The 26255-nt window shown below is 52.9% G+C and carries 24 protein-coding genes; 4 read left to right on the forward strand and 20 right to left on the reverse strand.

Annotated features, from left to right (window positions below; genetic code table 11):
- Window positions 1–14: 14 nt before the first annotated feature.
- The 7 genes from AC0LWF_RS07510 to AC0LWF_RS07540 form a co-directional block, all read right to left on the reverse strand.
- Window positions 15–1367, reverse strand: a complete 1353-nt coding sequence (locus tag AC0LWF_RS07510; protein ID WP_474650926.1) for an LLM class flavin-dependent oxidoreductase — start codon at window positions 1365–1367, stop codon at window positions 15–17.
- 28 nt (window positions 1368–1395) lie between these two features.
- Window positions 1396–2286, reverse strand: coding sequence for an ABC transporter permease (locus tag AC0LWF_RS07515; protein ID WP_474650927.1), 891 nt, complete (start codon window positions 2284–2286; stop codon window positions 1396–1398).
- Complete coding sequence (locus AC0LWF_RS07520) at window positions 2279–3202, reverse strand: ABC transporter ATP-binding protein (protein WP_474650928.1); 924 nt, start codon at window positions 3200–3202, stop codon at window positions 2279–2281. Before AC0LWF_RS07520 ends, AC0LWF_RS07515 begins: the two co-directional genes overlap by 8 nt.
- Window positions 3203–3229: 27 nt before the next feature.
- A complete protein-coding gene (locus AC0LWF_RS07525; protein ID WP_474650929.1) occupies window positions 3230–4291 on the reverse strand; it encodes an ABC transporter substrate-binding protein in 1062 nt (353 codons plus the stop codon).
- Window positions 4292–4481: 190 nt separating this feature from the next.
- The gene (locus AC0LWF_RS07530) at window positions 4482–5699 is read right to left on the reverse strand and encodes an MFS transporter (RefSeq protein WP_474650930.1); all 1218 of its coding nucleotides are present in this window, start codon (window positions 5697–5699) and stop codon (window positions 4482–4484) included.
- Between the two features lie 23 nt (window positions 5700–5722).
- Window positions 5723–6142: a GIY-YIG nuclease family protein gene (locus AC0LWF_RS07535; protein WP_474650931.1), complete on the reverse strand. Its 420-nt coding sequence runs from the start codon at window positions 6140–6142 to the stop codon at window positions 5723–5725.
- A 53-nt stretch (window positions 6143–6195) separates the two neighbouring features.
- The gene (locus AC0LWF_RS07540; protein ID WP_474650932.1) at window positions 6196–6960 is read right to left on the reverse strand and encodes a DUF2087 domain-containing protein; all 765 of its coding nucleotides are present in this window, start codon (window positions 6958–6960) and stop codon (window positions 6196–6198) included.
- A 211-nt stretch (window positions 6961–7171) separates the two neighbouring features.
- On the opposite strand from AC0LWF_RS07540, the gene AC0LWF_RS07545 reads away from it, so the two are divergent.
- On the forward strand, window positions 7172–7681 hold the full coding sequence (locus AC0LWF_RS07545; protein ID WP_474650933.1) for a hypothetical protein: 510 nt from the start codon (window positions 7172–7174) through the stop codon (window positions 7679–7681).
- On the opposite strand, the gene AC0LWF_RS28015 is transcribed toward AC0LWF_RS07545, so the two are convergent.
- Entirely contained in the window at window positions 7609–7911 is a 303-nt protein-coding gene (locus AC0LWF_RS28015) for a hypothetical protein (protein WP_488656651.1), read from the reverse strand. The genes AC0LWF_RS07545 and AC0LWF_RS28015 overlap by 73 nt on opposite strands.
- Before the next feature lie 635 nt (window positions 7912–8546).
- The gene (locus tag AC0LWF_RS07550; protein ID WP_474650934.1) at window positions 8547–9785 is read right to left on the reverse strand and encodes an MFS transporter; all 1239 of its coding nucleotides are present in this window, start codon (window positions 9783–9785) and stop codon (window positions 8547–8549) included.
- A gap of 205 nt (window positions 9786–9990) precedes the next feature.
- On the opposite strand from AC0LWF_RS07550, the gene AC0LWF_RS07555 reads away from it, so the two are divergent.
- On the forward strand, window positions 9991–11043 hold the full coding sequence (locus tag AC0LWF_RS07555) for an efflux RND transporter periplasmic adaptor subunit (protein WP_474650935.1): 1053 nt from the start codon (window positions 9991–9993) through the stop codon (window positions 11041–11043).
- A gap of 85 nt (window positions 11044–11128) precedes the next feature.
- Here the strand turns inward: AC0LWF_RS07555 and lacZ are convergent, their stop codons facing one another.
- From lacZ to AC0LWF_RS07585, 6 genes are all read right to left on the reverse strand, one after another.
- Window positions 11129–14251 carry a beta-galactosidase, LacZ type gene (lacZ, locus tag AC0LWF_RS07560; protein ID WP_474650936.1) on the reverse strand — a complete coding sequence of 1041 codons (3123 nt, stop codon included), beginning with the start codon at window positions 14249–14251 and terminating at the stop codon, window positions 11129–11131.
- A 153-nt stretch (window positions 14252–14404) separates the two neighbouring features.
- Complete coding sequence (locus AC0LWF_RS07565) at window positions 14405–15577, reverse strand: ABC transporter permease (RefSeq protein ID WP_474650937.1); 1173 nt, start codon at window positions 15575–15577, stop codon at window positions 14405–14407.
- Window positions 15543–16268 (reverse strand): ABC transporter ATP-binding protein, encoded by a 726-nt coding sequence (locus AC0LWF_RS07570; RefSeq protein WP_474650938.1) that lies wholly within the window; start codon window positions 16266–16268, stop codon window positions 15543–15545. Before AC0LWF_RS07570 ends, AC0LWF_RS07565 begins: the two co-directional genes overlap by 35 nt.
- Complete coding sequence (locus AC0LWF_RS07575) at window positions 16268–17698, reverse strand: efflux RND transporter periplasmic adaptor subunit (RefSeq protein ID WP_474650939.1); 1431 nt, start codon at window positions 17696–17698, stop codon at window positions 16268–16270. The genes AC0LWF_RS07570 and AC0LWF_RS07575 overlap by 1 nt, the downstream gene beginning before the upstream one ends.
- Complete coding sequence (locus AC0LWF_RS07580; RefSeq protein WP_474650940.1) at window positions 17695–18435, reverse strand: hypothetical protein; 741 nt, start codon at window positions 18433–18435, stop codon at window positions 17695–17697. The genes AC0LWF_RS07575 and AC0LWF_RS07580 overlap by 4 nt, the downstream gene beginning before the upstream one ends.
- Window positions 18436–18590: 155 nt before the next feature.
- The gene (locus AC0LWF_RS07585) at window positions 18591–19364 is read right to left on the reverse strand and encodes a phytanoyl-CoA dioxygenase family protein (protein ID WP_474650941.1); all 774 of its coding nucleotides are present in this window, start codon (window positions 19362–19364) and stop codon (window positions 18591–18593) included.
- 134 nt (window positions 19365–19498) lie between these two features.
- Between AC0LWF_RS07585 and AC0LWF_RS07590 the strand changes: the two genes are divergently transcribed.
- Entirely contained in the window at window positions 19499–20377 is an 879-nt protein-coding gene (locus AC0LWF_RS07590; RefSeq protein ID WP_474650942.1) for an AraC family transcriptional regulator, read from the forward strand.
- Window positions 20378–20550: 173 nt separating this feature from the next.
- On the opposite strand, the gene AC0LWF_RS07595 is transcribed toward AC0LWF_RS07590, so the two are convergent.
- Together AC0LWF_RS07595 and AC0LWF_RS07600 are read right to left on the reverse strand one after the other, a co-directional pair.
- Window positions 20551–21345: a class I SAM-dependent methyltransferase gene (locus AC0LWF_RS07595; protein ID WP_474650943.1), complete on the reverse strand. Its 795-nt coding sequence runs from the start codon at window positions 21343–21345 to the stop codon at window positions 20551–20553.
- A gap of 429 nt (window positions 21346–21774) precedes the next feature.
- Window positions 21775–22533, reverse strand: a complete 759-nt coding sequence (locus AC0LWF_RS07600) for an SDR family oxidoreductase (RefSeq protein ID WP_474650944.1) — start codon at window positions 22531–22533, stop codon at window positions 21775–21777.
- A gap of 160 nt (window positions 22534–22693) precedes the next feature.
- On the opposite strand from AC0LWF_RS07600, the gene AC0LWF_RS07605 reads away from it, so the two are divergent.
- Entirely contained in the window at window positions 22694–23287 is a 594-nt protein-coding gene (locus AC0LWF_RS07605) for a TetR/AcrR family transcriptional regulator (RefSeq protein WP_474650945.1), read from the forward strand.
- Window positions 23288–23377: 90 nt separating this feature from the next.
- On the opposite strand, the gene AC0LWF_RS07610 is transcribed toward AC0LWF_RS07605, so the two are convergent.
- From AC0LWF_RS07610 to AC0LWF_RS07620, 3 genes are read right to left on the reverse strand one after another with little or no spacing between them, the layout of a single operon-like run.
- Window positions 23378–25615, reverse strand: coding sequence for a response regulator (locus AC0LWF_RS07610; protein ID WP_474650946.1), 2238 nt, complete (start codon window positions 25613–25615; stop codon window positions 23378–23380).
- 54 nt (window positions 25616–25669) lie between these two features.
- On the reverse strand, window positions 25670–25900 hold the full coding sequence (locus AC0LWF_RS07615) for a hypothetical protein (RefSeq protein ID WP_474650947.1): 231 nt from the start codon (window positions 25898–25900) through the stop codon (window positions 25670–25672).
- 7 nt (window positions 25901–25907) lie between these two features.
- Window positions 25908–26228, reverse strand: coding sequence for a heavy metal-binding domain-containing protein (locus AC0LWF_RS07620; RefSeq protein WP_474650948.1), 321 nt, complete (start codon window positions 26226–26228; stop codon window positions 25908–25910).
- Window positions 26229–26255 lie beyond the last annotated feature (27 nt).

Genomic DNA, 26255 nt, shown 5'->3' on the forward strand with positions numbered 1-26255 from the left:
GGCCTCCTTATTATTTAGATGATTTGGCTATTCTTCGAAATCGTTGCCGCGAACTGATTAACCGGACGGCTTAGACCAAAATGCTCCCGAAGCGTGCTGCCTTGATATTCTGTGCGGAACAGTCCTCTACGCTGAAGCTCCGGCACGACCTGCGATGCAAACTCCTCTAGCCCAGCAGGCAAGTATGGCGGCATCACATTGAAGCCGTCGCTGCCTCCTTGCGTGAACCATTCCTCCAGCTGATCCGCAACCTGCACCGCTGTGCCCGCGAATACGCGATGGCCGCGACCGCCGGCGAGACGGTGAATGAGCTGGCGAATGGTAAGCTTCTCGCGCCCTGCAAGATCCGCCACGAGCTGGAATCTGCTCTTATTGCCGTTAATGTCGCTTACGTTCGGCAGCTCAGGCAGCGGACCGTCCAGTGGATACGTGAACAAGCTGATGCCGAGCATGTTGGAAAGCTGGGTGAGACCGTACTCAGGCACTGTCAGCTCGTTCAGCTGCTGCTCCTTCTCCTTCGCTTCGGACTCTGTCGCGCCGATGACCGCGCATATGCCTGGCAGAATCTTCAGCTCGTCAGGGTTGCGGCCGTACCTTGCCGCTCTTGCTTTCACATCGCGGTAGAACTGCTGCGCATCCGCAAGAGTCTGCTGCGCCGTGAAGATCGCCTCCGCGAACTGCGCGGCGAATTCCTTGCCGTCCTCCGACGAGCCAGCCTGCACGAGCACGGGATAGCCTTGCGGCGAGCGCGGAATGTTCAGCGGGCCGCGCACATGGAACGTATCGCCCTCATGGTGGATCGCCCGCACCTTATCCGGCTGAGCGAACACACCTGCGTCACGGTCGATGACGATTGCATCGTCCTCCCAGCTATCCCATAAGCCCGTCGTTACTCGCAGAAATTCATGCGCCCGTTCATACCGCTTATGATGCGCGAGATGCGAGTCCCTGCTGAAGTTCCCGGCTTCGAACTCGCTGCCGGAGGTGACGATATTCCAGCCTGCACGCCCTTTGCTGATATGGTCAAGCGAAGCGAATTTGCGGGCGACATGGAACGGCTCGTTGTAGGTCGTCGACACGGTGCCGATCAGGCCGATCTGCTTCGTTACAGCAGCAAGTGCAGAGAGCAGCGTGAACGGCTCGAGTCCGACAAAAGCGCCGTGCTTAATGTTGTTGCTCACCGCAAGGCCGTCAGCCAGGAAGAGCGAGTCAAACTTCGCCTGCTCAGCGATTTGGGCAATGCGCTGGAAGTAAGCGATGTCCGTTATGTTGTGCGGCTCGGTTCCGGGATGCCTCCAAGCCGCTTCGTGATGACCTGCGTTCATAATGAATACGTTGAGGTTCATTTGCTTCTTGTGCTTGCTCATTGCTTTTCACACACCTTCCGAAAGTCGCTTAGTCGCCGTAGGTCTGTTTCCACGCCGTTAATTTACGCTCAATATACAAGATGACATAGTTGAGAATAAGGCCGATGACGGAGATCGATAGAATGCCTGCGTACATCTCTGGGATCTGAAAGCTAAACTGCGTATATTGGATGAGATAACCGAGGCCTGATTTGGCCCCGACCATCTCCGCAGCAACGAGGACTAGAATGGACGCCGCGCCGGACTGCCGGATACCGATGAAGATCGTAGGAATCGCAGCCGGAATAATCACTTTGCGAAAAAGGTCAAGATGCGACAGCCCCATCGACTTTGCCGATTTAATGAGCAGCGGATCGACGTTCTTCACGCCACTGATCGTGTTAAGGAGCAGCGGGAAGAAGCAGGCGTAGAAGACGATGGAGATCTTAGATGTTTCGCCAAGTCCAAGAAGCAAGATGAACACCGGCAGTATCGCAAGCGGCGCCGTGTTGCGCATCACCTCGAGCAGCGGGCTTAGATAAGCAGCGACCGGCTTCCACCAGCCGATGGCAAGACCGATTGGAACGCTGACGACAAGCGCCAGCAGGAAGCCGCCGAGCGAGCGGGATAAGCTCGCTTCCGCGTGCTCAGCCAGATCGCCGGACAAGAGCAACTGCCACCACGCTTCGAGCACGCGAGAGAGCGGCGGGAAGAACGTGTTATCTACCAGCCCCGTTCGCGGCGCGATTTCCCATATGGCAAGGAATGCGACAATGACGATCAAATTGCGAAACCATTGCTGCGCCTTCACCCGCACCGCCCGGAGCACCGCAGAACTATTCAATCGTCTGCTTGCCGTATTCCCCGCTTCATAGCGCCCAAGTACCTCGCCGGAGGATCTCGTCGACGTTGAAGTTGTCGTTGTCGATACGTTAGCCATCAACACCCGCTCCTTTGCCTGCTGTTTTCTTGCCCGCCGCGTTCAGGCTCTTGTTCTTCTCCTGCTCCTGCGCCCGTGACACCTCGTCTTTCAACAAATCCCATATTTGATGCCGAATCCGCACGAATTCGGGGTTCGACCGCAAATCCTCTTCCGTCGTTCTCGACTCGAACGGAACCTCGATGATTTGTTTAATCCGCCCAGGCCTCGACGTCATGACCGCTACTCGCTGTCCAAGATAGACCGCCTCTTCGATACCGTGAGTGATGAAAATAATCGTCTTCTTAGTCGCTTCCCAAATGCGCAGCAGCTCCGTTTGTAACGTCTCCCGAGTCTGTGCATCGAGCGCGGCAAAAGGCTCATCCATCAGCAGCACCTCGGGATCGTATGCGAGGCTGCGCGCAATGGCGATGCGCTGCTTCATGCCGCCGGACAGCTCATGCGGATAGCGATGCTCGAAGCCCGCTAAGCCGACAAGCTGAATATATTTGCGTGCGATTTCGCTGCGTTGCTTACGAGGAACCCCCTTCGCTTCGAGGCCGAACTCAACGTTCGCAAGCGCCGTCTTCCATGGAAACAGCGCATATTGCTGGAACACGATGCCGCGATCGAGATTCGGTCCGGTTATCGGCTTGCCGTCCATTAGAATTTGCCCGCTGTTTGGTTTCGTGAGCCCTGCCAGCAGATCGAGCAGCGTCGACTTTCCGCAGCCGCTCGGTCCGACAATGACCATGAACTCTCCTGGTTTCACGTCCAAATTGATATCCTGCAGCGCCGATATCGGCTGCAGCTCTTCTTTGAGATGGTTCAAATTCCGCTGAATGCGGAATGATTTGCGCACATGCTGCAGACTGATTTTCGCCGTCTTATCTGTCGTCTCTGCCGTTCCTATCGACTCTATAGCCTCAGTTGTCATCGCAGTTCACCTCTCCTTTTCAGCACGCTATTTCGCGTTTGCTTCGTCCTTGTAAGGGTTGAACTCATTCGTGTACAAGTCCTTTGCCTGCAGCTCGCCTTCCTTCAAGTTACCTTCCTTCACGAGCCAGTCGATCCATGTTTGGAACTCCTTATCTGCAATGAGTCCGCCCTTGCCCGCCACGCCTGTGGTCTTCCAGAACTTGATCGCGCCCGCATCCTCCTTGCGTCCCCGCTTTTCAATAATGCTCTCGAGCTTTGCCACTACCTCTTCTCTTGGCGTCGTGCGCGCCCACTCAATGGCTTTAGCCGTCGCTTCAACGAATTTGCGAGTCGCATTCGGATTGTTCTTGATGAACTTGTTCGTCAGCACGTAGCTTCCTGCGCTGAATGTGCCAAACAGATCTTTATCCTTGAATAACGGATGGATACCGCCGCGTTCCAATGCCTTATCACGTAGGATGCCGCCGAGCGCTGCGACGTCGATCTGTTTCGCTCTAAGCGTCTGCTCTGAAGTCACCGGAGGGACAACGACGAGCGTCACTTGGTCGATCTCATCTTTGGTCAGACCTGCACGGTGCAGGTACTCTTTGATGACAAATTCATGATGGGCGCCGAGCGTATTGACCGCGATTTTCTTCCCTATCAGATCCTTCGCCGACTTGATGGGACTGCCGTCGAGCACGTAATATCCCGTCCAAGTCTGATCGTCCACGCCGTAATAGGAAATGACGGACTTGATCGGTGCTTTCGCCGCCAGCAGCTTCACAATCGCACCATTGAACGCCCCGCCAAAATCAATATCGCCTGTCACAACGGACTGAATATCCTGCGGTCCGCTAATCGTATTGCCGATAAACTTCAGCTTCAGCGGTGCGAGATAACCGAGATCCTCCGCCAGCTCTGGGAAGAGCACCGCGCCGACAGAGCCTTGATAGCGCAGCTCCGTTACTTCCAGACCGCCATCACTGCCTTTTGCCGAAGCCGTCGTCGATGCTGTCTTTGCCCCACACCCCGATAGAACCAGGGATGAAGCGATAATGAGGGCGAAAACGGATAAAGCTGATTTTTTTGTAAAATAAGTTTTCATGAGCATGACCTCCATCGGAATTTTGGTCGTAAGGAAAAAAAAAAGAGACACATTCATCTCAAGATCAAGATGAACGAGTCTCTCTCCGGCTATCCGGTGGATTATTTTATTATATTCCTATCGACTTACTATGATTTAACATGATATTACCTGCTGACCCTTAACGTGTCAACAGGTATTTTTGTGAAATTTATGCAGATAGGCTCGTATCCGGCATCTTAGGCGCTTGCTGCTTGAACAGCGGCAGGAGCGAAATCGTACCCGCCAGCATGAACAAAGCGGAGATCGTATAGATGACGGTTAGCGGTAATACCGTCTTCAGCGGACCGGCGATTGCCATCATTAGCACCATCGCTCCCATGTACATCGGACCTAGAATGCCGCTGACCCGACCGATGAAGGCCGCCTCCGACCATTTCAGCATAATCGTATTAATCGAGATATGAATCATCGGGAAAATCATTCCCATGAACAGCTGCAGCGTAAGCGTAACTGGAACGTTTGTCGAGAAGCCGACGCCGATCGTGCCGACTGTGCAGACAGCGAGCGCGAGCGCAAGCATTTTGACTGGCGCCATCTTCTTGGACAGCACCGCAACACCAGCACCTCCGGCGAGCATGCCGATTCCGCTGATCATGAGCACATATTGCAGAAACTCTTTTGGCTGACCGAGCCTCTCCGTTACGACGAATATCCCCATCGTTTGGCCAACTCCCCCGGATAAACCGGCAAGCAGGAACGTGATGCACATGGTGCGAAGAACTCGGCTTTTCCATACATAGCTAAGGCCTTCCTTCATTTCGGTTAGTACCGTCGTTTGTTTCTTTTCGGCAGAAGGCGCCGCTGCTTCATCACGCGGAATGCGGATGAGGACGAGCGCGGACAATAAGCTGGCGACGCCCATGATGGCAATCGAGACTTGGATGCCGAAGTTCTGGAAGACAATCGTGCCAATCGTAGGACCTGCAATCATGAACAGCGCCATCAGCGTCTGGAAAATCCCCATCGCGCTTTGCAGCTTCTCTTGCGGCACATAACGTTTAAACAGCTTCATCGAGGATGGAGCGGAGAATTGGGAGAGCGTAGCCGACAAGAATGTGGCAAAATAGACAGCTGCCCACGATTCGTAAACGAGCGCAAGCAGGACGACGCCGACAGCCGCAGCTGACAGGAAGTCGCACCAAATCATCGTTCTGCGCGGACGCCAGCGGTCAGCGAATGTGCCGCCGATGAAGGCAAACAGGAAGATCGGCGCGAACTCCGCGACCGAGATGAGCGATACGGCAACCGGATCATTGTCCGTCTTATCCGTCACATACAGCAGGATGGCGAAGTTACGGACCCATATTCCGATTTGCAGCAAAATATTAGACATTAATATCGTTTGGAAAAATCGATTGCGGAACACAATTGTCAACCCCTTTTATTGTTCTATTTGGGCGGCTTATTAAAGCCATTCGGAATGTACGGCTGCAGCTCCTGAAGCCATTTCTGCTCCAGCTTCTTCAGCGAATCCCGGTAGGACATGACGACGGACCGGTTAAGCGCATTCGTGCCTGGAATGAGCGAGTCCTTGTAATCATTGCGCACTTCTTCTCCAAGCTTCAGCCGCTCAAGCTCCTCGAAGCGAAAATCTGCGCCAGCTTGCTCCTTGTACTCCCGCTGCAGCTCGCTGTTCATGTGGCCGCCCATATCTAGCGTGAATTTCTCGCGCTGCCATGCGGATTCGATCGTCGAGGAAGCGGCGACATACCGCTTGCCGTTGCGATCATTTACAATTTGATACACGCCCATTGCGCGTTGTTTCATGCCATATTCATTTTGCAGTTCCTTGCGTCTGTTTACTGTCATTTTGTGAAATCCTCCTACTTCGTACTCGTACAAACCAAACGTCATACCGCCTGTTACACGTTCACCCAATACGTGCTTCCATCGCTCTCCCGGGCGAGAAATTCGTAATCGACTAGATATCGTCTCAGTGTCACATACTCCTCCGGCATAAACCGTTTGAGCAGCTCGTTCACCTCAGTTTCCTTATACTTGCGGCCCTTCTTGAACGCGGTAGCGACATGGCGGAGCAGTGCTGCTTTGCGTTTCTCTTTGCGGGGCAATCCGGTCAGCGGACCAGCTAAGCCTTGCGGTAGATACTTGGCGAGCAGTGCGCTGTACTCGTCCCTTGTTAGCGCATATCGTTCATCAACGAGCGGAGCGCTGCGGTGGACGGGAACAAACTTCTGACCTGCCGCCAATCCGCCGTCCATCAGCTCGATAATGGCTAGGAACAGCTTTGCTTGCTTCGCCTTCTCCTTGAGCGCGAACCGGTGATTGCGGATCGTCGAGGCGCTGCCGCCGCCAGTCATCTTAACGGTGTCGGCATCGGACATGCCTGATGCGAACGCGCCGATGAGATCTTTCTGCAAATCAGTCAGACCTGTAAGTTTCTTGTCTAGTGCAAGCAAATATTCTAGCATGGACCCATGCTGCTTGGTAATATGCACACCAACCGCTTTGTGGGCTTCCATGAAGCGCGAATCGATCTGATACACGATCCCTTCTTCAAACTGCTCGCCGCACACGAGGCAATAGTAGCTTTCAGTATCCGCATGATAGGCATAGCCTTGCTTGAGCTCCGTGGAAGATGCGTTGTAGAATGATTCCGATACGTTCATTTTCAAACAACTCCGTATTTAGTTTGGTTTATTTATAGATATTATATAATTATGTTTGTTTTTTAGCAACCTTGCCATAATATTATCTGAGTGATCTCAAAACTCACAAGCAGATTATCAATGTGCTCCATCCACGTTCAAAGCACTCTCATGAACTGTAACCTTTCACCCTTTATGCTCGTCTAGAGAGAAAATAGAGGGGGATTCAACAATGAAACAGCTGCAATGGCGGTGGGTAATACTTATTTTGATCGTTGCCGGTTCGCTTGCCTGGGTCATAAGCTTGCCTAACACGAAGGAATGGAAGGGTCAGGTATCCTCGAAGGTCCGTGAACTCTCGCAAGATACGCTGCCTGAATTTCATGTTTCTGCTGGAGATACGGATGTTCCTGTTACCCAGGGTACATACTGCTGGGGCAATCGCGGCTGCGCCGACTATGCTTGGGGGAAAATGATGACGCAGGGGATCGAGCCAACTGCCGTTGAAGCTGGTAAGGAGATCCGTATCAGCCTCAAGGATGTGCCTGCGCCTTCGGAATTAATAGCGCAGCAATTTCTCGATGACAATACGTATGAGATGGTGACGCTGGCAGATGGCGTGTTCAAAGCTCCTACCGCACCTGGAGTCTATCACTATGGCATATCGGCTTATTGGAAAACGGAGGACGGGAAGTATTCCAAAGGTGACAGCTCGGTGGTGTTTGTGATCGAGGTAAAGTGATATATATCTGCTGTAAAAAAGAATGACGATGATCCAAGCTTAAAGCCACTCTGCGGTCGCTTAAAGCCTCGATCATCGTCATTCTTTGGAATGAGGTATTTGCTGCGTTTGTCCGGCTTAATCTGGGTTACCGGCTTCACGCCGTTCCAGCTTCCCCGTTGCATCCTCGGGTCGACTCCGCCCTTCTTTAGCTTCTGCTCCAATCGTTTCCTTGCGCCACTCTTCGCCATGCAATATGCACGCTCCTCTAAATAAATAGGCGATCAGCTCGTTAGCTGTCCCTTATAGCTTACGCGACCGGGGCCATTCTGTACAAGTCCGCGTTCTATTATAGCGGATACGTGGTAAAATCCGCTGTTGCCGCGGGTGAAGCTAGGGGTCTCGCGACACCTCCGGCTGCGGCTGAGAGAGGTTTTCCTCGCACTCGGCTCCGGAGGATTTCGGGGTTTGGTGTTCTGTGAGAGAGGCTTTTCCCGCTCTCGTGAGACTGTTTTAGGTATTTAGATCTCTTGTGCTCACATATTGTCACTCACAACTCGCCGCAGCACAGGTTTGGCGCCGACTCAAACTCCGTGAGCACATATTGATCTCACTGCCCACCAAACCAGCATCTTTCCAAGCTGAGAAAACGCATCTATCTGATCTCTCAGCTCTCTCTAACCTCCATGTTACTTGAGCTGCGGTGCTGAGAGATCATATTGGATCTCTCACCTCGCCGCCACACCAGTTTATCGACGGCTAACACTGCGAGCCCACTTATACTTACTCTCCGCACACCAAGCGACTCATGAGAATGCGCCCCTCTCAAAAAAAAGTGCCCGAGAAAGAAGTCCCATAGACTTCTTTCTCGGGCACTCTACCTCACTTAGGCCGTGTCCCGGCGATCTGGCGGCAGCAAAATAGCCAGCAAGCCGATAAGCGGCAGGAAGCTGGATGTCGTCATCATTCGGTCGAGTCCCCACACCTCAGCAAGCTTGCCAAGCACTACTGCGCCGAGCGCGCCCATGCCGAACGCGAGGCCCGTGATGAGCCCCGAGGCCATGCCGACTTTGCCAGGGAGCAGCTCCTGCGCGTAGACGACGCTGACCGAGAACCCCGACAGCAGGATGAAGCCGAGCATAAACGCAATCGGATATATCCACGCGAGCGGAAGATGCGGCAGGATGAGCGCGAATGGCGAAGCGCACGCCATGGACAGCACGATCATCCGCTTGCGACCGATTCGGTCTGCCATAACGCCGCCGAAGAAGGTGCCGAGCACGCCTGCAGCCATGAACAGGAAGATGGGCACCTGCGCTTCGCGGACGGACAGGCTGTATTTATTTTCAGCAAAAAATTGATAGAATGTCGAAATGCCGCTCATGTACCACGATCTCGCGAACACGAGCAGAATGAGAATGCCAAGCGCCACCGTTACGGCGGAGCGGCTGAGCTTTACTGCAGCTGCGGCGTTACCTATATTACCAGCTTTTGCAGCAGCCCGCTTCACCGGCTTGCCATTCTGCGCCAGCTGCTCCCGATACCACGGAAGAACGACGCGAAGCAGGATAAGAATCGCACATACCGCAAGCAGCGTGCCCCAGATCGCCCCTCTCTGACCGAGCGGCACGAAGATAAAGATCGTCATCAGCGGCGCCAGCGAACTGCCCGCGTTGCCGCCTACCTGATAGATGGACTGCGCCAAGCCTCGGCGGCCGCCAGCTGCGAAGTAAACGACACGCGAGCCCTCCGGATGGAAGATCGCCGAGCCGAAGCCGACGAATACGACCGAGAGCAGCACGAACAAGAAGCCAGGCGCATATGCGAGTCCCGCCATCCCGATTAAGCTAAGCCCCATTCCGACAGGCAGCATCCATGGTGCCGGTTTCTTATCTGAGAAGTAGCCGACTAGCGGCTGCATTACGGAAGACGTCATATTAAGCGTAAAAGCAATCCAACCGATTTGCCCGTAAGATAACGACAATGATTTCTGCAAAATAGGAAATAATGCCGCGACGACCGCCTGCATCGTATCATTCATTAAGTGCACCGAACTGATTGCGAATAGAATCGCATAAACAGTACCGGTCTGCACCGCCGCAGATCGCGCTGTAGCTGTTGTCATTTTTGCTCGTCACCTTCTCTACCTAATCTAAAAGCAACCTTAGCATAGATGCGCAGTTGGCACAATTAAAGAGCTAAGCTTTCCATATTGTTCTAATAACTGGAAATGAAACCGTTGACATCGCTATTAACGACCGTTATTCTTTGATATAGTAGCATTTTCTTGTCCTATTAAATGCAATCCCAACGAAGGGGAGAATTTCATAGTGCAAACTAGACGTTCCAGAAGCCGCAGCCACCGAGGTTCCTTGCTGCGACTCACATTAGCCGGCACAATTGCAGTATCGCTGCTTAGCGGCTGCTCGTTGCTGCCAGCTGAAGAAGAATCGCTCCAGCCGCCCATCCTTTCGAAGAAAGAAGAAGTACACGAAACTGCCGTCGTTACGCGCGGCAATATGGAGCTGTATCTGACTTCCATCGCAACTGCCTCATCCGATACGAACAACAATGTTTCCTTCCCTGAGAGCGGGGGGATATTGAAGAAGCTGCATGTCCAGGAAGGCGATAAAGTGAAGAAGGGCGATCCGATTGCCGAGATCGACACCGGCGACCTGCCCCTGCGGATTAAGCTGCAGAAGCTCACAGTTGAACAGCGTTCTCTTCAATATTCGGATACGGTGAAGAATGGCACGGACAAGGACCAAATCCAATTTGCCAAGATAGATCTCGAGAAGGAGCAGCTTCAGCTCGGATCGCTCGAGAAGGAGTACGCGAAGGCACTGCTGCTAGCCCCCTCAGACGGTATCATTACCTACCTGAATGAAATAAAGCCAGGGGAAGCCGTCGAAGCACAGCGTGTCATGGCCGTCATCTCCAATCCGAGTAAAGTGAACTTCGTCTATGAAGCAACGGACGTCAGCAAGATTAGCGCCGTGAAGCCGGGCATCGAGGTCGCTTTGACATTCGATGACAAGACGTACAAAGGAAAAGTTATTCAAACGCCAGCAACTGCGCCAAAAAGCGATGTCGAAAGCATTCAGCGACGCAACGCGCGAGCACTAATTATTGCGATCGATGCACCGAAACCGCCAGTACAGATCGGTACAATGGCCGATATTAAGCTGTTTATCGAGAAACGTGATAATGTGCTTGTCATTCCACGCGGCGCACTCCAAACGATGTTCGGACGCAACTACATTGAGACGATCGAGAACGACAGGGTTAAAGAGGTCGATGTCGAGGTCGGACTGAAAACGAACGATCAAGTTGAAGTTAAACAAGGCCTCACCGAAGGCCAAAAAGTCATCATCGATAACTAAATGTTAAAAATAAGCGTCCCAGTCCGTTTATTGTATGGAACACATACAACAAACTCGCCGGGACGCTTTTTCTCATTTGAGCCGCTTACTTCCCTTGAATCGTAAACGAGAATGCATAAGTCCGATTCGCTTGCAGCAGATACTGCGGATGCGGCATTGCGCCCCAGCTATCGTCGCCGCCAACACCCATCTGTCTGTAGTTGATCCGTACGACTGTCTTATCGCTAGCAGGCAGCAGATGAGCATGATCATACGCCTCGAGTTCAAACGGTGTATAGGAAAGCACATTCAGCTCGAAAGTCGGCGAGCCCGTAATTTGCAGGCCGGTTCCCTTCTCACCCGTTATTGAAGCGCGGCGCACAGCCATCTTGTTGCCGCACTCTTGTGGTCGTAGATAAGGAACGAATTGCTCCTGAACCTTGCCTTTGTACAAGCCCAGCTTCACGCCGGATTGACGGTCCCAATACGAATCCTCCGGCCCTTTGCCATACCATTCCAGTTCGTCATAGGAGCTGTTCATGACAAGCATCATGCCTACCTCCGGTATTTCCGGCAAGTTCTCACCTGGAGCGAGCTGTAGCGCGACTTCAATTGCTCCGCTGCCAGAAACCGTGTACGTAACCGCGCACTGGGATGCCGAAGTCGTGGGAAGGAGATACGATGTCTGAACGATGACACGATCCGGCAGCACATCCCAGCTCAGCTCACGAAGCACCTTCTCCTCACCTGCACTGCGCCAAGTTGCGCAGCGTTCATGATGCTTGTTGCCGCGGTCATTATCGGTGTAAGCGCGCCAGAAATTAGGCGTAACCGCCTCTTTCAGCAGCTCCGCACCGCGCACTTGATAGGACACAAGACTACCTGTCGCCTTGTCAAAGGTTGCCGAGAAGTCTGCTCCTCTTACAACTACGGCTGCTGCGGTTTCAACCGCCTGCACCGCACCTTCGCTTTCCTTGCGCTTTACAGCAGCAGCCGCTTGCTCAGCCGCCGGCAGGATGAACTGCTCGAACGCCACTTCATGGCCTGCTTCCGCCCATGCAGACGCTTCCTTCGATACGAAACTAACCGTCAACACGGCTTCGCCTTCATTGTTCGCCAGCAGCGGCAGCACCACTTCCTGCGTCTCGCCAGGAGCCACGGATACGGACAAGCTTCCAGTATTGCCCTCCGCTAACGCTCCGTCAACTGCCACCGACCATTGCAGCGTATAGCGATCCACATTCGTAAAGAGCGATTTGTTACGGATGCTGACAATACCTTTCACTAGATCAACAGCGTTAACGTCTATATTTTGATAACATTTCTTCACTTCAACAAGTTTCGGTGTAACACTGCGATCTGCGAAGATCAACCCATTGCCGCAGAAGTTGCCATCATGAGGCTTCTCGCCGAAATCGCCGCCATATGCCATATGCCCGCCGCTGCCGTCTTCGCTTTCCACCCAGATCGCTTGATCGACCCAGTCCCATATAAAGCCGCCCTGCAGCACCGGATACTTATCAAACAGCTCTGTATAGATATGGAGCCCGCCGCAGGAATTGCCCATCGCATGCGTGTATTCGCATAGAATGTATGGCTTCTTCGGACGGAAATCATGCGCATACTCCACCAGCTTGTGCGGTTTAGCATACATATAGCTCTCCACGTCGGTAGCCGCAGCCGAATCTCTCCACATCGTGACGCCTTCATAGTGAACGATTCGGGAAGGGTCCGCATCACGCAGAAAATCATGCATATGCACAAAGTTATCTCCGCCGAACGACTCGTTGCCAAGCGACCACATGACGATGGAAGGATGGTTCTTATCGCGCTGCAGCATCGAATTCGCCCGATCAAGCACATTTGCCTTCCACGCCGGATTGCTTCCTGGCACGTTCTTCGGCACAAGCTCCAACTGATCATACGACCAGCTGCCGTGTGTCTCCAAGTTCGCCTCGTCGATGACATACAAGCCATACTCGTTACATAGCTCGTACCATACCGGCTGGTTCGGGTAATGAGATGTACGAACAGCATTGATGTTGTAGAGCTTCATCAGCTTAATGTCCGTAATCATGTCCTGCAGCTCAAGCGCGCGTCCAGTATGGCAGGAGAACTCATGACGGTTCGTACCTTTGAATACGATGCGCTTGCCATTAATAAGCATAAGACCGTCTTTGATCTCGAATTTACGGAAGCCAACGCGCGAGCTGATCGTCTCAAGCAACTGCTGCTCATGGTCCTTCAAACTGATGACGAGCGTGTACAGGTTCGGCTCTTCTGCGCTCCACTTGAGCGGATTCGCAACAAGAACAGATGCATCGATCTCTACTTCCGCTTCGCTTGCGCCAAGTGTCGTCGTCACCGCAAGCGGTTGAGCCAGCACCGGCTTATGCCCGCTGTCGTACAGCTGCGCTTCCACCGTGACCGTGCCAAGCTGCGTTTCCCAGTAGTTTGTAATGGTCGCCTTCAGCTTCAGCTCCGCGTCCTGGTAAGCCTCATCCAGCTCCGTGAGCACGAAGAAATCATAGATATGCGCCTTCGGCGTCGTATACAAGTAAACATCGCGGAAGATCCCGCTCATCCGCCAGAAATCCTGATCCTCCAGCCAGCTTGCATCGCACCAGCGGTACACTTCCACCGCCAGCTTGTTCTCGCCTGCGCGCAAATATGGCGTAAGATCGAATTCAGCCGGTGTGAATGTATCCTCGCTATAGCCTACAAGCTCGCCATTGACCCATACGTAGAACGCCGATTCAACCCCTTGGAAGCTGATGAACACCGGCTGTCCCGCCCAATCGTCAGGCACGGTAAAGCTGCGGACGTAGGAACCGACAGGATTGTATTTGGTTGGTGCAAAAGGCGGCATCAGTTCAGGCTCCGACTCTTCCCACGGATAGCGAATATTCGTATACTGCGGGTAATCATAGCCTTGGAGCTGCCAATGCGCAGGCACTTTGATTTCTGCCCAATCGGAAGTGTTGTAGCCCTCCTCATAGAAATTGACGATACGCTGAGAAGGCGTCTCCGCAAAAGCAAATTTCCACATGCCATTCAAGGACAAGCAGCTGCGTGAAGCTGCACGATCGCCCTTAAGCGCTTCTTCTACAGAATCAAAAGGCATCAGCGTCGCATGAGCCTTCATCCGATTAAGCGCGAATAGTTCGGGATTGTTATTCCATTCCGGATAGCCGTTTGCCGGCGGGGTATAAGTAAACTTCTGCTTCAAGCCTAGCACCTCTCTCGATTAAATTACCGTTATAACGCTACTTTAATAGACTGTGCTCGGGAATGAAATATAAAAAAAGCGCTTGGATATAAAAAAAATGAAACAAGCATCGGGAGGCGCTGTCTGCGCCAATCCGCACTTGTTCCATTATAGTTATTCGAAACGCAGCGCCTCTATCGGACGCAGATTCGATGCTTTGTTTGCTGGGAACAGCCCGAACACCACTCCGATGAAGACCGAGAAGCCGAATGCGAGGCCGATAATCGGCAGCGACAAGACGACCGTCATCGACATCGCCTTGGACAGCACTTGGGCCGTGCCGATACCTATGCCGACGCCAAGTAATCCCCCGAGACCGCTAAGCGCGATCGCTTCGATGAGGAATTGGGTCAGAATGTCACGCTTCTTCGCGCCAATCGCTTTGCGAATACCGATCTCCCTCGTCCTCTCGGTAACCGATACGAGCATAATATTCATAATGCCGATGCCACCGACAAGCAGCGAGATCGCAGCAACGCCGCCGAGCGCCAAAGACAGCGTATCGGATATGCTGCTGAACGAGTCGAGCAAATCCTGCTGGTTGAAGACGCGGTAGCTGTCTGTGTCGCCGCGGAATTTTTTGCTGAGCGCTGTTTCAAGCTCCGTTACGACCTGGTCCATCTTGTCTGCTTCCGCCACTTGTACATTGATCGTCTTAACCCCTTTGGATTTAAACAATCGCTCGGAAGTCGTAATCGGAATGACGACCACTTCATCGTTAGAACCGGTTAGCGAGCTGCCTTTGGACGCCAGCACACCGACGACTTTGTACCGCACGCCATTAATGAGAAACGTTTGTCCAACCGCATTCGCAGAACCGTACAGGTCCGTCGCGGTCGTCGAGCCGAGCACCGCGATCCGCTGATAATAATCGAGGTCAATCTGTGCAACGAAGCGGCCTTGCGCCAAGCTGTACTCCTTCACATCGAGGTAATCTGCCGTCGTGCCGACAACGCTGACAGTCGTGCTCTTACTGCCATTCTTAACGGTCGCGCTCTGCTGATTGACCGGCGCTGCGAAGGCGATGTCGTCCTTGTTCGTAATTTCTTCCGCTTCTTTATAATCCACCGTCGTCTTGGAGCCGCGGCCCGTAATGTTGACGGTAAGAAGATTCGTGCCGAGACTCTCGACCTGGTCGGTAACCTGTTTCGTTGTCCCTTGACCGACGCCGACAAGCGCGATAACCGCGGCAACGCCAATTATGATGCCAAGCATGGTGAGGAGTGACCTCATCTTGTTGGCGAGAATGCTTTTAGCCGCCATTTTGAAGGCTTGACTGAGGTTCACGTCTCTCACCGCCTTCTTCGCTTATTTGACCGTCTTGAATGCGCACGACGCGTTTAGCCTGCTTGGAAATTTCAATATCATGCGTAATTAAAATAATCGTATGGCCTTGCTTGTTGAGCTCTTTCATAAGCTGCATGACTTCTGCGCCTGTGCGCGTATCGAGTGCCCCTGTCGGCTCATCCGCGAGCAGAATCGGCGGATTGCCTGCAAGCGCGCGAGCGATCGCCACCCGCTGCTGCTGACCGCCGGAGAGCTCGCTTGGTTTGTGCTTCACGCGCTCTCCCAAACCGACCTTCGTCAGCGCCTCAATTGCCTGCTCCTTACGCTGCTTCGCCGGAACGCCGCGGTAGATCAGCGGCAGCTCCACGTTCTCAAGCGCTGAGAGCTTGTTCAGCAGGTTGAAGCCTTGAAAAATAAATCCGATCTTCCTGTTGCGAATCTCGGCAAGCCGATTCTCACGAAGCCGGCTCACTTCCTCGCCATCAAGCCAATATTTCCCTTCGGTCGGTGCATCTAGACAGCCAATGACGTTCATCAGCGTCGATTTGCCGGAGCCGGATGGTCCGATAATGGCTATAAAGTCGCCATAGTTGATACGCAGCGATATTTCGCTTAACGCATGAACCGTTTCGCCGCCCATCTTATACTGCTTGGAGAGCGTCTCAATCTGGATAAGAGGATTAGCTTCCATTATCGCGAACCTCCTCCGCCGCCAGTGCCGCCTCCGCCACCTCCGCTAGTTGTACGTTGGCCGCCTCCTCCGAAGCCGCCTCCGCCTGCTGCACGGAATGTACCGCCTCCACCGCCGAAGCCACCTCCGCCAAAGCCGCCGCCGAAGCCGCCTGCACCGAATCCAGGCTGCTGCTGGTTCGAAGTTGAAGTGACCACCGTCGGAACAACGACACGGTCGCCTTCCTTCAGTCCGGAAAGAATTTCGATATAATCTTCATTATGAATACCGACTTCAATCATAGTTGGAACACCGCCTCCGAATCGGCTAGCAAAATTGCCTCTTGAACCTGTACGGCCGGTTTGACCATTTTGGCCGCCTGGGGCTCTTTGGCCGCTAAAGCTGCCTTGACCTCTCGTGCCGCCGCTCGTTGCTCCTGGTTGTGCACCTTGGCCAGATCCCGCATCACCTTTTTCAGTTCCAGTGCCCGTTCCTCTACCAGTTCCAGTTCCAGTTGCGCCTTGGCCTTTACCTGGTGCACCTGTTGTACCTGCCGGCAAAATAACCATATAACGGTTGCCGAACGATTGAACAGCGTCGATCGGAAGCATGAGCGTATTTTCCTTCTTCTCGATCTGAATGCTCGCTTCAGCCGACATGCCGCTCTTCAGCGCGCCTGGCTTATCAATCGCTACCGTTACGTCGAAGGATGCAACACCGTTGCTCGACGTACCTTCGTCAGCGATCTTCGTTACTTTGCCTGTAAACGTCTGATTCGCAATCGCTTCTACAGATACTGTCGCGCTTTGGCCGACTTTAACCTTCGCAATATCAAGCTCGTCAATGCCGACCGCGATTTGCAAATGTTCGAAATCCGCAATTTCCATCAATTCCGTCGATGGGCTGAGCGAGTCGCCTGCCAGAACAGACAATGTCGTTACTTTGCCGGCAATCGGCGCAGTGATTGTGTCACCGTCTTGCGCCTCCTCCAAATCGGCAATCGTCTCGTTCGACTGGTCGATCGACAACTGCTGCTTCTTCAGATTCAGCTTAATGCTGGCGATCTCGTTCTCATCCGTCGCAGACTTCAACTTCGATTGAGTATCTTGCAGGTCGAGCTTCTTACTCTCGAGGTTCACTTGCTCCGACTTGATCTTATCGGAATTGTCTTCCCCTTCAATGGAGAGCAGCACATCGCCCTTCTTAACGATGTCGCCTTCCTTAACATACACCTTATCTACCGTGCCTTGCTTGCTTCCCTTAATCGTTTCACGTTCAACCGGCGCCAAGCTGCCAGTGCCGCTCACGCTGACATCAATTGTTCCTTTCACAACCTGAGTCGTCGCTTGGGCTTGCGCAACCGGTTCTTCTTTCTTGTCCATCTTTAAGTAGACAACAACCGCTGCCGCAACGAGCAGCGCGCCGATGCCAAGCACCCACCATTTTCTCATTGTCCGTTTCCTGCCTTTCCTTGTCCTTGCATAGCAGCCGGATTAAACCGGAGCATGATGTATTGTGCCGTTGTGTTGTCGGACGCGAGCCAAACTGAAAGGACGTCGCCCGCCTTCAGATCGGCAGCCTGCAGCGTATTCGTCGTCATGCCGTCTTGTCCGCGACTGATGGAGACAATCTTCGTATCGGCATCTACAGCGACCGAAGTTTGAGCAGCTTCGTACTTCATTTGGTTCATGAAGCCGCCGCCTCCAAACCGGCCACCGCCCTGGCGATTGCCGCCGCGGCCTTTGCCTTCTCCGGCTTTCCCGTTCTGGCCGCCTTGCGCGCCGTCCGCCGGCTGCTCAGCACCACCGTCAGCAGGCTGGTCCCCATCCGCCGGTGGCTGAAAATCCGCTGGCGGCGCATCGCCGTTACCGCCAGACTGCTTTCCATCGCCTTGCGGACGTTTACCGCCACCGCCGCCGCCAAAACCGCCGCCTTGCGGCATGTCACTCGGCTTCGTCGTCGATTTTTGCACAACAATGGCGTTATCCGAGACGCTGACTACTTTTGCAAAGAAGTCCGCCGTACGGTCCGGCCGAACCGGTCCCCTGCCGCTTGCGCTATTGCCCACATTGCTGACAGCCGCTTGTCCATTATTTGCTGGCTGGTCTTCACCCTTCGCGCCGCATCCGGCCAGCATGACCGAGAGCAGCATCGCTGCAGCCATTAATTTAATGCTAGAACGTTCCATAAGGTTAAAATTCCACCTCTCTATTTGATGTTACACGCTTCACAATAGCATCCATAAATGAACTCCATGTGAAGAAAGCCGCATACCATAATAAACAAGCCGACATGGCGCATTATGCGCACATGCCGGCTTGCTGGAAATCCATATAAGGCAAACTATACGAGATTAAATTCCGGTCTTGCTTTGTTGAAGTTCGGATTCTCACCGCATACCATAATGCCGCTTCCCCAATTAATGTGCTCGCGGTTCGATGGGAAGTCTGTCGCGCTGCGGTACTGGTACAGCACGTTGCGGCGGGTGCGCTCGCTCTTGTTCGCAGGCGAACCGTGAATCGTCAAATAGTTGAAGAACAGCACATCGCCTGCTTCTGCTATACATGGAGTACCCTCAGAAACCGGGTATTCCTTGGCATTCAGATAATGTCTGCCAACATGCTGCAACGGACCTTGTTTGTGAGAGCCAGGAATGACGTGAAGGCATCCATTCTCAATATCGGCATCGTCCATATGCACGCTTGCCGCAAGCATCGTGTGATTATCGTGCGGGAAGTACGGGTAATCCTGATGCATCGGGAATGCAGCGCCGTTCTCTGGCGGCTTCACGAGCATTTTGGAATGGTGAAGCTGTACATTCGGACCGATAAGCTGCGACAATACAGCCGTCATATTCGGATGCGCCATCGCGCGCAGGAAAGCGGCATCATGATACTGTACGTCGTGGAAGCCTTTCAGCACGAGCTTCTTCAGCTCCTCCGCCGGGAGGAAGTCGCCCTGCCACTGATGGTTCGCATCCATGTTCGCACGTGCGGCGCGGTCAACAATCTTGTCGACAGCTTCGCGCATCTCTTCTACCTCTTGTTTATTGAAGACTCCCTTTACTAGCAAATAGCCATTCTCATTGTAAAAATCTACATCTTGTGGTGTAATCATGTTACATCCCTCCGGTGAGATTAGTGAAGTTCTTATGGCTTTATTGTAGTAGAATCAAGGGGTTTCGGTCTTTAGAGAGAGACGACAGCTTTTTGTCTTTTCACGCCATCAACGAATAGTTAGGAGATGCTGCTATGTTTCTATGGAATGAAAGCGATACGTGGCTTAATCAATATGCGCTTCGGCTAAAATCGCCGGATGCCGTGTTCACCGTTCATTATTGGGGTGTTAACGAACAGTTAACCTCCAACTTCCTTCATAAACATTCCTTCTTCGAAATTTGCTATGTGCTGGATGGACAAGGCACCTATACAGATGACGGCACGAATTATGAGCTTCGGAGCGGCACCTTGTTCTGTTCGCGTCCGGGCATTAATCATACGATTCAATGCGATCCGGAGCTTGCGATCTTCTACGTTGCATTCGAGCTAGACGAGAGCAGCAGCTCAGAGGCGATGCGTGCTGTCTATCAAGCGATGGCGGAGTCGGACACTGTTGTCGTGTACGATGGCGATGACCTCGCAGCCGCTCAGCTGTGGCGGTCCATCATGCGCCGCAGCGGCGATGCGCCGTCGCTGCCGGAAGCGGTGCTCCCGCAGGTCGCGTGCTCGCTGCTGCTCGCGCTGCCAGGCGTTTTCGTGAAGCCGCTTCAAGCAGAATGGATTGCACCGCGGCGCAGCTCATCGGCGCTGCTGAAGCAGGCGAAGCTGTTCATCACCGACAATCTAAGCGATGACGAGCTGTCGCTGGATAAGGTCGCCGCACAGATTAATCTGTCGCCACGCCATCTCTCCCGTCTATTCTCCTCCGGCGTGAACGAATCGTATACGAACTATGTCCGCAATCAGCGCGTGCGCAGAGCTGCCGAGCTGCTGCGCTACTCCGAGCAGTCGATTAAGGAGATTGCCGAGACAACCGGATTTGGCTCTGTGCACTACTTCTCGCGAACCTTCCGCAGCCTGATGAACGTCACGCCGGCGAGGTTCCGCGAGGATTCGCAGGCTCATGATTAGACGAAAGGTGCTTACTGTTTGTGCAAATGCACAGGACAGTAAGCACCTTTTTGAGTTCGCGTGCGCTTATGCGCGGCCATGACGTTAACACCTGTGAGAGCGTAAGCATGACGGTAAGCAGCAGTGAGTTAACGCGCGCTGGTGCGCAGCCATGACGGTAAAGCAGCAGTGAGTTAACGTGCGCTTGGCGCGTACCGCCAGACCGACTCCATCCACGGCGGGGCAATACTTGTAAAATGCCCCCAGTCTCCCGGCTCCGAACCCGGATAATCGCTCGTTATTTCGCCGAAATAAGCGAGCTGGAATCCTTCCTTAATAAGCGCGTTCATCATGCGGCTTAACGTTTGCGTATATTCCACTGGCTTCTCGATTCGGCGAGGGGCTGCTGTTTGATCGTATACCCACTCTTGATCGGGGTACGATGTGACGCGTTCATCCTCGTACGGATGCTTCAAGGTGTAGCCCTCACCGTTCCATGCTTCATGGGTCAACCCGGCGAAGAAAGGGTTCGCGCACATGAAGTAGTACAGCCCCTCCTCACGGACAATCCGGGATACCTGCTCAAAAACAACCCGTGAATCCGGTACAAAATTGAGCGAGTACGGCTGCCAGACGAGGTCGAACGAATTCGCCTCAAAACAGCTCAGATCCCGCATATCACCTTGCTGTGTGCGGATTGTTAATCCGTAGTGATCAGCCGCCGCTTGATCGCGCTCCAGCTGGGACGGTGACAGGTCAAACACAGTCACATCCGCGCCAAGCAGAGCGAATGCAGCCGATTGCTGCCCGCCCCCGCTCGCTAGGCAGAGCACTCGCTTCCCCGCGGGATCTATGCCGAGCCGCGCCAGTTCCAGATACTCGCGCGCAGAATCCGGCGTCAGGTCCAGCTTCGGCCGCGTGAACAACGCCTTCGCCTGTGCCAGTGACTCCCAGCGCGAGTAATTGTATGTGTAAACTTTATCTTGCATCGTGATCACCTCGAGGCGTACTTTATCTTTATAGTTCGCCGCCGAGGGTTAGTCTTCCTGCTTGCGAAGGCGGGACGCCGAGAGAACTCATTCATTACAGTCAGAGAGCGTACTCCCTCTCTCAGCAATATTGTAAAATATTCGATTGCCAAGTTCGGCACAGAGTGGTCTCTCGGGGGTTTTTGGGATCGTTTTCGTGCGTCAAGCAGGATCGCTTCGGTATAAGAGAACGTATATGTTCTCTCGGAGGTTTTATCGGTTAGTTTTGGCGCTGAGAGAACGTATTTGTTCTCTCAGCACCATTTCCGCGCGGCAAGCGGGTTCAGCCGAAATGATGCGTAAAGATCACGCCTACTCATGTAGCCAATCAACAAAAAAAGCCCCGCAAGCCGCTACAGTGACTTACGGGACAGCCAATTTCCTTTACACTTAATACGCCGTCCAGCCTGCATCGGCGGTAACGACCGTGCCGTTCACGAAGCCGGAATCATCCGACGCGAGGAACAGCGCAACTTTCGCGATTTCCTCAGGCTCGCCCGTGCGTGGATTGATGCCCATGCCGAGCATTGCACGCTCAATTCCGAGCGGATTCGGCGCTGACATCGTCGTACCGATATTAGTGTTCACGCCGCCTGGAGCGATGGCGTTACAACGAATACCCTGGTTCGCATATTGGAAGCCAACGTTCTTCGTAAGGCCGACAACCGCATGCTTCGATGCCGTATAAGCCGTGCCGGCTCTCGAACCATTGAGACCGCCGACAGATGCGATATTCACAATTACGCCGCTCTTACGCTCCGTGAAGATCGGCAGTACCTTACGGATAGTGCGCATCGGACCAGTCGCGTTGACCGCGAATACACGCTCCCACAGCTCGTCCGTCAGATCGCCTGCCGGAACCATATTGTCCATAATACCTGCATTGTTTATCAAAATATGAACAGTGCCAAACTGCTCCACTGTCGTATTAACTAAACGCTGTACGTCCTCTTCAACTGCCACGTTCGCCGCAACCGCTAGCGCAGTTCCACCATTTGCGATGATACCTGCAACAACCGTTTCCGCCGCTTCCAAGCGCATGTCAGACACAACCACTTTAGCGCCTTCAACTGCGAACAGCTCTGCAATCGCCTTTCCCATACCAGATGCTGCTCCCGTTACAATGGCTACTTTGCCAGAAAGTTTCATGAATATCTACCTCCCGTTATTAGACAGATGTTCACTAAACATACACCTGTTAATTTGAAGTATAATAAAGAAGCGACATGACAAACAATCAGTAAACGCGCTTTCTTTGTTAACTAACGAACAGTTCCATTCCCCATGTTGAATAACGAGGTGAAGAAATTTGTCCCAGCTGCCTAAAAAAATCGACCGCCGCGTCGTCCGAAGCAAGATCGCGCTGAAACAAGCACTTTTATCGCTTATGTCCGAGAGAGGCTACGATGACGTCTCCATTACGGACATTGTCGAGCGGGCGGATTATAACCGCGGCACTTTCTACACACACTATGAGAATAAAGATGCACTGCTCAGCGATATTATCCACGAATTGATTCTCGAGCTGTTAAAATCGTTTCGCGCCCCATACGAGCATCAAGCGATATTTCGAATCAGCGAGATGAGCGCGAATTCAATCAAGATCTTTGAGCATATTCACGAGCATGCCTCAATCTACAGCACGCTGCTCCAGAGCAACGTCGCGACAAGTTTGCGAGAGCATATGTTCCAGGCGCTGAAGCACATCTCCATGGAGGAGCTGGTTTACTCCGAGAGCGGTATCGATCCGGATCTGCAGGCTGCGTTCTCGATTCATGCACTGCTCGGCCTTATTTTCCACTGGGTAGAGAGTGGATTCAACCATTCGCCTGCCTACATGCAGGAACAGCTTTTCAAAATGATCCATTGGCATCCGACAGAAGCGAAGACGAAGTTGAGATGATGAGCATCCAAAAGCAAAAAAAGCACCCCCTTCGGGGTGCTTTAGTTTCAGATGCCTTCAAGCGAAGAGCCGCTGCATACGGTCTCCCCCCTACTTGCGCTGTATAAACCGCTGCAAAATGCTGAACACCTGCATCGGATCAAACGGCTTCGTCACGTAGAAATCCATCCCCGCTCCGAGCACCTGCTCCTCGACGCCTTTCATGGCATCAGCCGTCATCGCGATGATTGGCGTATTCTTCGCATACGGAATCTCCCTAATTCTGCGCGTTGCCTCATAACCGTCCATGACCGGCATCTGCAGGTCCATCAGAATAACATCGAACGGCTGCTGCTTCACCTTCTCGACCGCCTGGGCACCATTTTCAGCAACCTCGACATGAATATGCTTGCCATGCAAAATCTCTTTGACCACGAGCTGGTTAATCTCGTTATCCTCTACGAGCAGAACACGCGCATGGCTCAGCGAAGCGTATGCCTCCGCATCTTCTCCCTCTCCGGCAGCAGCAGCTTGGCTGGTGAGGAAATGCTCCTGGAACAGCCCCATCAGCTCATTGTACAAATTGGAATGACTGATCGGATAATAGAGAACCTTCTCGATCACCGACGATTGCAAGCTGCGGTGCAGCTCCGGATCATGATACGCGGTAATGAGAACGATGACTTGTATCGAACTGGCGAATTCATGCTTAATTCGTTCAGCGAGCGGAATCGCCGCCTCGTTCGTTGGCTTCCAATCCAGAATGACAAGGTCATATCGGCCGCCCTCATTATAGATATGTTCGATAATGTCAGCCCCAGGCTCCACAACGGTCACGATGAACTGGAATTGCTCCAGCTGCCCTTTGAGCACGAGCTGCATGTCCGAATCCTCGCAGACGAGCAGCACCTTCAAATATTTCAGCGCCTTCGCAATATGCATGGAATAGAGCGCGCCTGAGCTATAACCAAACTTAGCCGTGAAGGTGAAGCTGCTGCCCTGCCCCGCTTCGCTCTCCACTCCGATCGTACCGCCCATAAGCTCGACAAGATTTTTACTGATGACAAGCCCAAGACCCGTGCCGCCGTACTTGCGCGTCGTCGACATATCCGCTTGGCTGAATTCGTGAAACAGCCGCTCCTGCTGCTCCTCCGTAATGCCGATTCCCGTATCGCTAACAGCAAATTGCAGCACAATTCCGCGCTCGTAACGCTCGTACACCGTAACTTCGAAGGAAATTTCCCCATGTTCGGTAAATTTCACGGCATTATTCGATAGATTGAGCAGAATTTGATTCAGCCGGAACGGATCGCCCAACAGCATTTGCGGCACTTCGTGATGAATGGAAAAATGCAGCTTCAGCCCTTTATCATACGCGCGAACACTGATCAGCTTCGACATTTGGCTGAGCACTTCATACAGATCGAAGTCGACCTGCTCCAGCACAACCTTTTCGGACTCAATCTTGGAAAAATCAAGAATATCATTGATGAGCGTATTCAGGTTCTTCGCCGATATGAGCGTCTTCTCAACGTACTGCTTCTGAAGAGGCGCAAGCTCCGTTCGCTGCAGCAAATAGCTTAGCCCGATAACCGCATTGATCGGCGTCCGAATCTCATGGCTCATGTTCGCAAGAAACTCGCCCTTCGCACGGCTTGCGTTCTCTGCAGTCAGCTTCGCCTCTGCCAGCTGGGTGTTATTGGCGACAAGCTCACTTGTCCGCTCGTCGACGAGCTCCTCCAGATGCTCCTTATATTGCACCAGGGAGCGTTCTGCCCAGAACCTCTTTAATTCCCGAGAAATTAACGAGTAATAAAGCGGTATTGCAACGGTATGAAACAGTGTGAATGTTATGGAAAAATGATTCATGTAGTAGCGAGACGATTCATTCGGCGAGAAGAAATAGAACCATAGCGTAATTTGCAGGCCGATTGCGAAGCTGAACAGCCATATGTATTTATCGAATGCATCCTCGCGCCACTGCTTCACCCGGTAAGCTGCGACGCTTATGAATGCCGAAACAACGAGCGATCCAAGCGGCGTTAAGAGTTCCCCCCCCATCGACAACCGATAAAGTCCAATACAAAGCGTCGTAATCAGTACGGAGATGGGACCGCCAAATACACCTGATAGAATAATGCTGACATGCCGTACATCCATATGAAGGCCATGGGTAAGATCAAGCGGCTTTTGCATAATCGCAACTCCGATAATCGTGAAGATGAGCCCCGAAAGAATCGGCCGTACCTTCGGCGAACATCGCTCATAGAACGGATAGATCCATCTTAATAGAAAGACATAGGTAACGATAATAGCGCTGCACTGTGCAAAATAAATGAGAAATTCCATCTGTTCACTCCATCTAGATCGTCGCTATTTTTTTCGTTACGTCGCAGGTGATGCCTACGATTCTATGGTTTGGTAGAACCGCTCGCCCGTACGCGGGTTAAACCACACCTGCTGCTTTATACCAGTCGTCGGATCAATGAAGATTTCATCTGTGCGCTGAAAGCCGCTAGGCGGTTGGTTCAACCGCTGAACCAGCCGCCTGCGACGGTACCAAAGCGTGCCTGCTGCCGCAAGGATGACAATAAGCAGCTGGATGGCAAAATAAACGCTCAGGAAGTAGGCCATCGCGTCACTACTCCTTCTCCGCCACAACCGCTGTGCCGTACGCCACGATCTCGGACATCGTTTGCCCGATCTCACCCGAGTCGAAGCGCATCATAATAATCGCATTAGCGCCCATCGCATGCGCATTCTTAATCATCCGATCAATTGCCGCCTTCCGTGCGTCTTCGATCATTTCGGTATATTCTTTAATTTCCCCACCGAACAAGCTGCGAATGGAAGCTGTAATATTCCCGCCAAGCCCCCGGCTGCGTACGACGACTCCAAACGTGTGCCCGAGCACCTTCTCTATGCGGTATCCGGCAATCCCCTCTGTTGTCACGACTAACATGGCACGACCTCCAGCAATAATTTCATT

Source organism: Paenibacillus sp. sgz302114, from assembly GCF_056120345.1.

Coding starts and splice junctions, on each gene's coding strand:
- AC0LWF_RS07510 (WP_474650926.1), bottom strand. CDS start 1,367: ATGAGCAAGCACAAGAAGCAAATGAACCTCAACGTATTCATTATGAAC.
- AC0LWF_RS07515 (WP_474650927.1), bottom strand. CDS start 2,286: ATGGCTAACGTATCGACAACGACAACTTCAACGTCGACGAGATCCTCC.
- AC0LWF_RS07520 (WP_474650928.1), bottom strand. CDS start 3,202: ATGACAACTGAGGCTATAGAGTCGATAGGAACGGCAGAGACGACAGAT.
- AC0LWF_RS07525 (WP_474650929.1), bottom strand. CDS start 4,291: ATGAAAACTTATTTTACAAAAAAATCAGCTTTATCCGTTTTCGCCCTC.
- AC0LWF_RS07535 (WP_474650931.1), bottom strand. CDS start 6,142: ATGACAGTAAACAGACGCAAGGAACTGCAAAATGAATATGGCATGAAA.
- AC0LWF_RS07540 (WP_474650932.1), bottom strand. CDS start 6,960: ATGAACGTATCGGAATCATTCTACAACGCATCTTCCACGGAGCTCAAG.
- AC0LWF_RS07545 (WP_474650933.1), top strand. CDS start 7,172: ATGAAACAGCTGCAATGGCGGTGGGTAATACTTATTTTGATCGTTGCC.
- AC0LWF_RS28015 (WP_488656651.1), bottom strand. CDS start 7,911: ATGGCGAAGAGTGGCGCAAGGAAACGATTGGAGCAGAAGCTAAAGAAG.
- AC0LWF_RS07550 (WP_474650934.1), bottom strand. CDS start 9,785: ATGACAACAGCTACAGCGCGATCTGCGGCGGTGCAGACCGGTACTGTT.
- AC0LWF_RS07570 (WP_474650938.1), bottom strand. CDS start 16,268: ATGGAAGCTAATCCTCTTATCCAGATTGAGACGCTCTCCAAGCAGTAT.
- AC0LWF_RS07575 (WP_474650939.1), bottom strand. CDS start 17,698: ATGAGAAAATGGTGGGTGCTTGGCATCGGCGCGCTGCTCGTTGCGGCA.
- AC0LWF_RS07580 (WP_474650940.1), bottom strand. CDS start 18,435: ATGGAACGTTCTAGCATTAAATTAATGGCTGCAGCGATGCTGCTCTCG.
- AC0LWF_RS07585 (WP_474650941.1), bottom strand. CDS start 19,364: ATGATTACACCACAAGATGTAGATTTTTACAATGAGAATGGCTATTTG.
- AC0LWF_RS07590 (WP_474650942.1), top strand. CDS start 19,499: ATGTTTCTATGGAATGAAAGCGATACGTGGCTTAATCAATATGCGCTT.
- AC0LWF_RS07595 (WP_474650943.1), bottom strand. CDS start 21,345: ATGCAAGATAAAGTTTACACATACAATTACTCGCGCTGGGAGTCACTG.
- AC0LWF_RS07600 (WP_474650944.1), bottom strand. CDS start 22,533: ATGAAACTTTCTGGCAAAGTAGCCATTGTAACGGGAGCAGCATCTGGT.
- AC0LWF_RS07610 (WP_474650946.1), bottom strand. CDS start 25,615: ATGGAATTTCTCATTTATTTTGCACAGTGCAGCGCTATTATCGTTACC.
- AC0LWF_RS07615 (WP_474650947.1), bottom strand. CDS start 25,900: ATGGCCTACTTCCTGAGCGTTTATTTTGCCATCCAGCTGCTTATTGTC.
- AC0LWF_RS07620 (WP_474650948.1), bottom strand. CDS start 26,228: ATGTTAGTCGTGACAACAGAGGGGATTGCCGGATACCGCATAGAGAAG.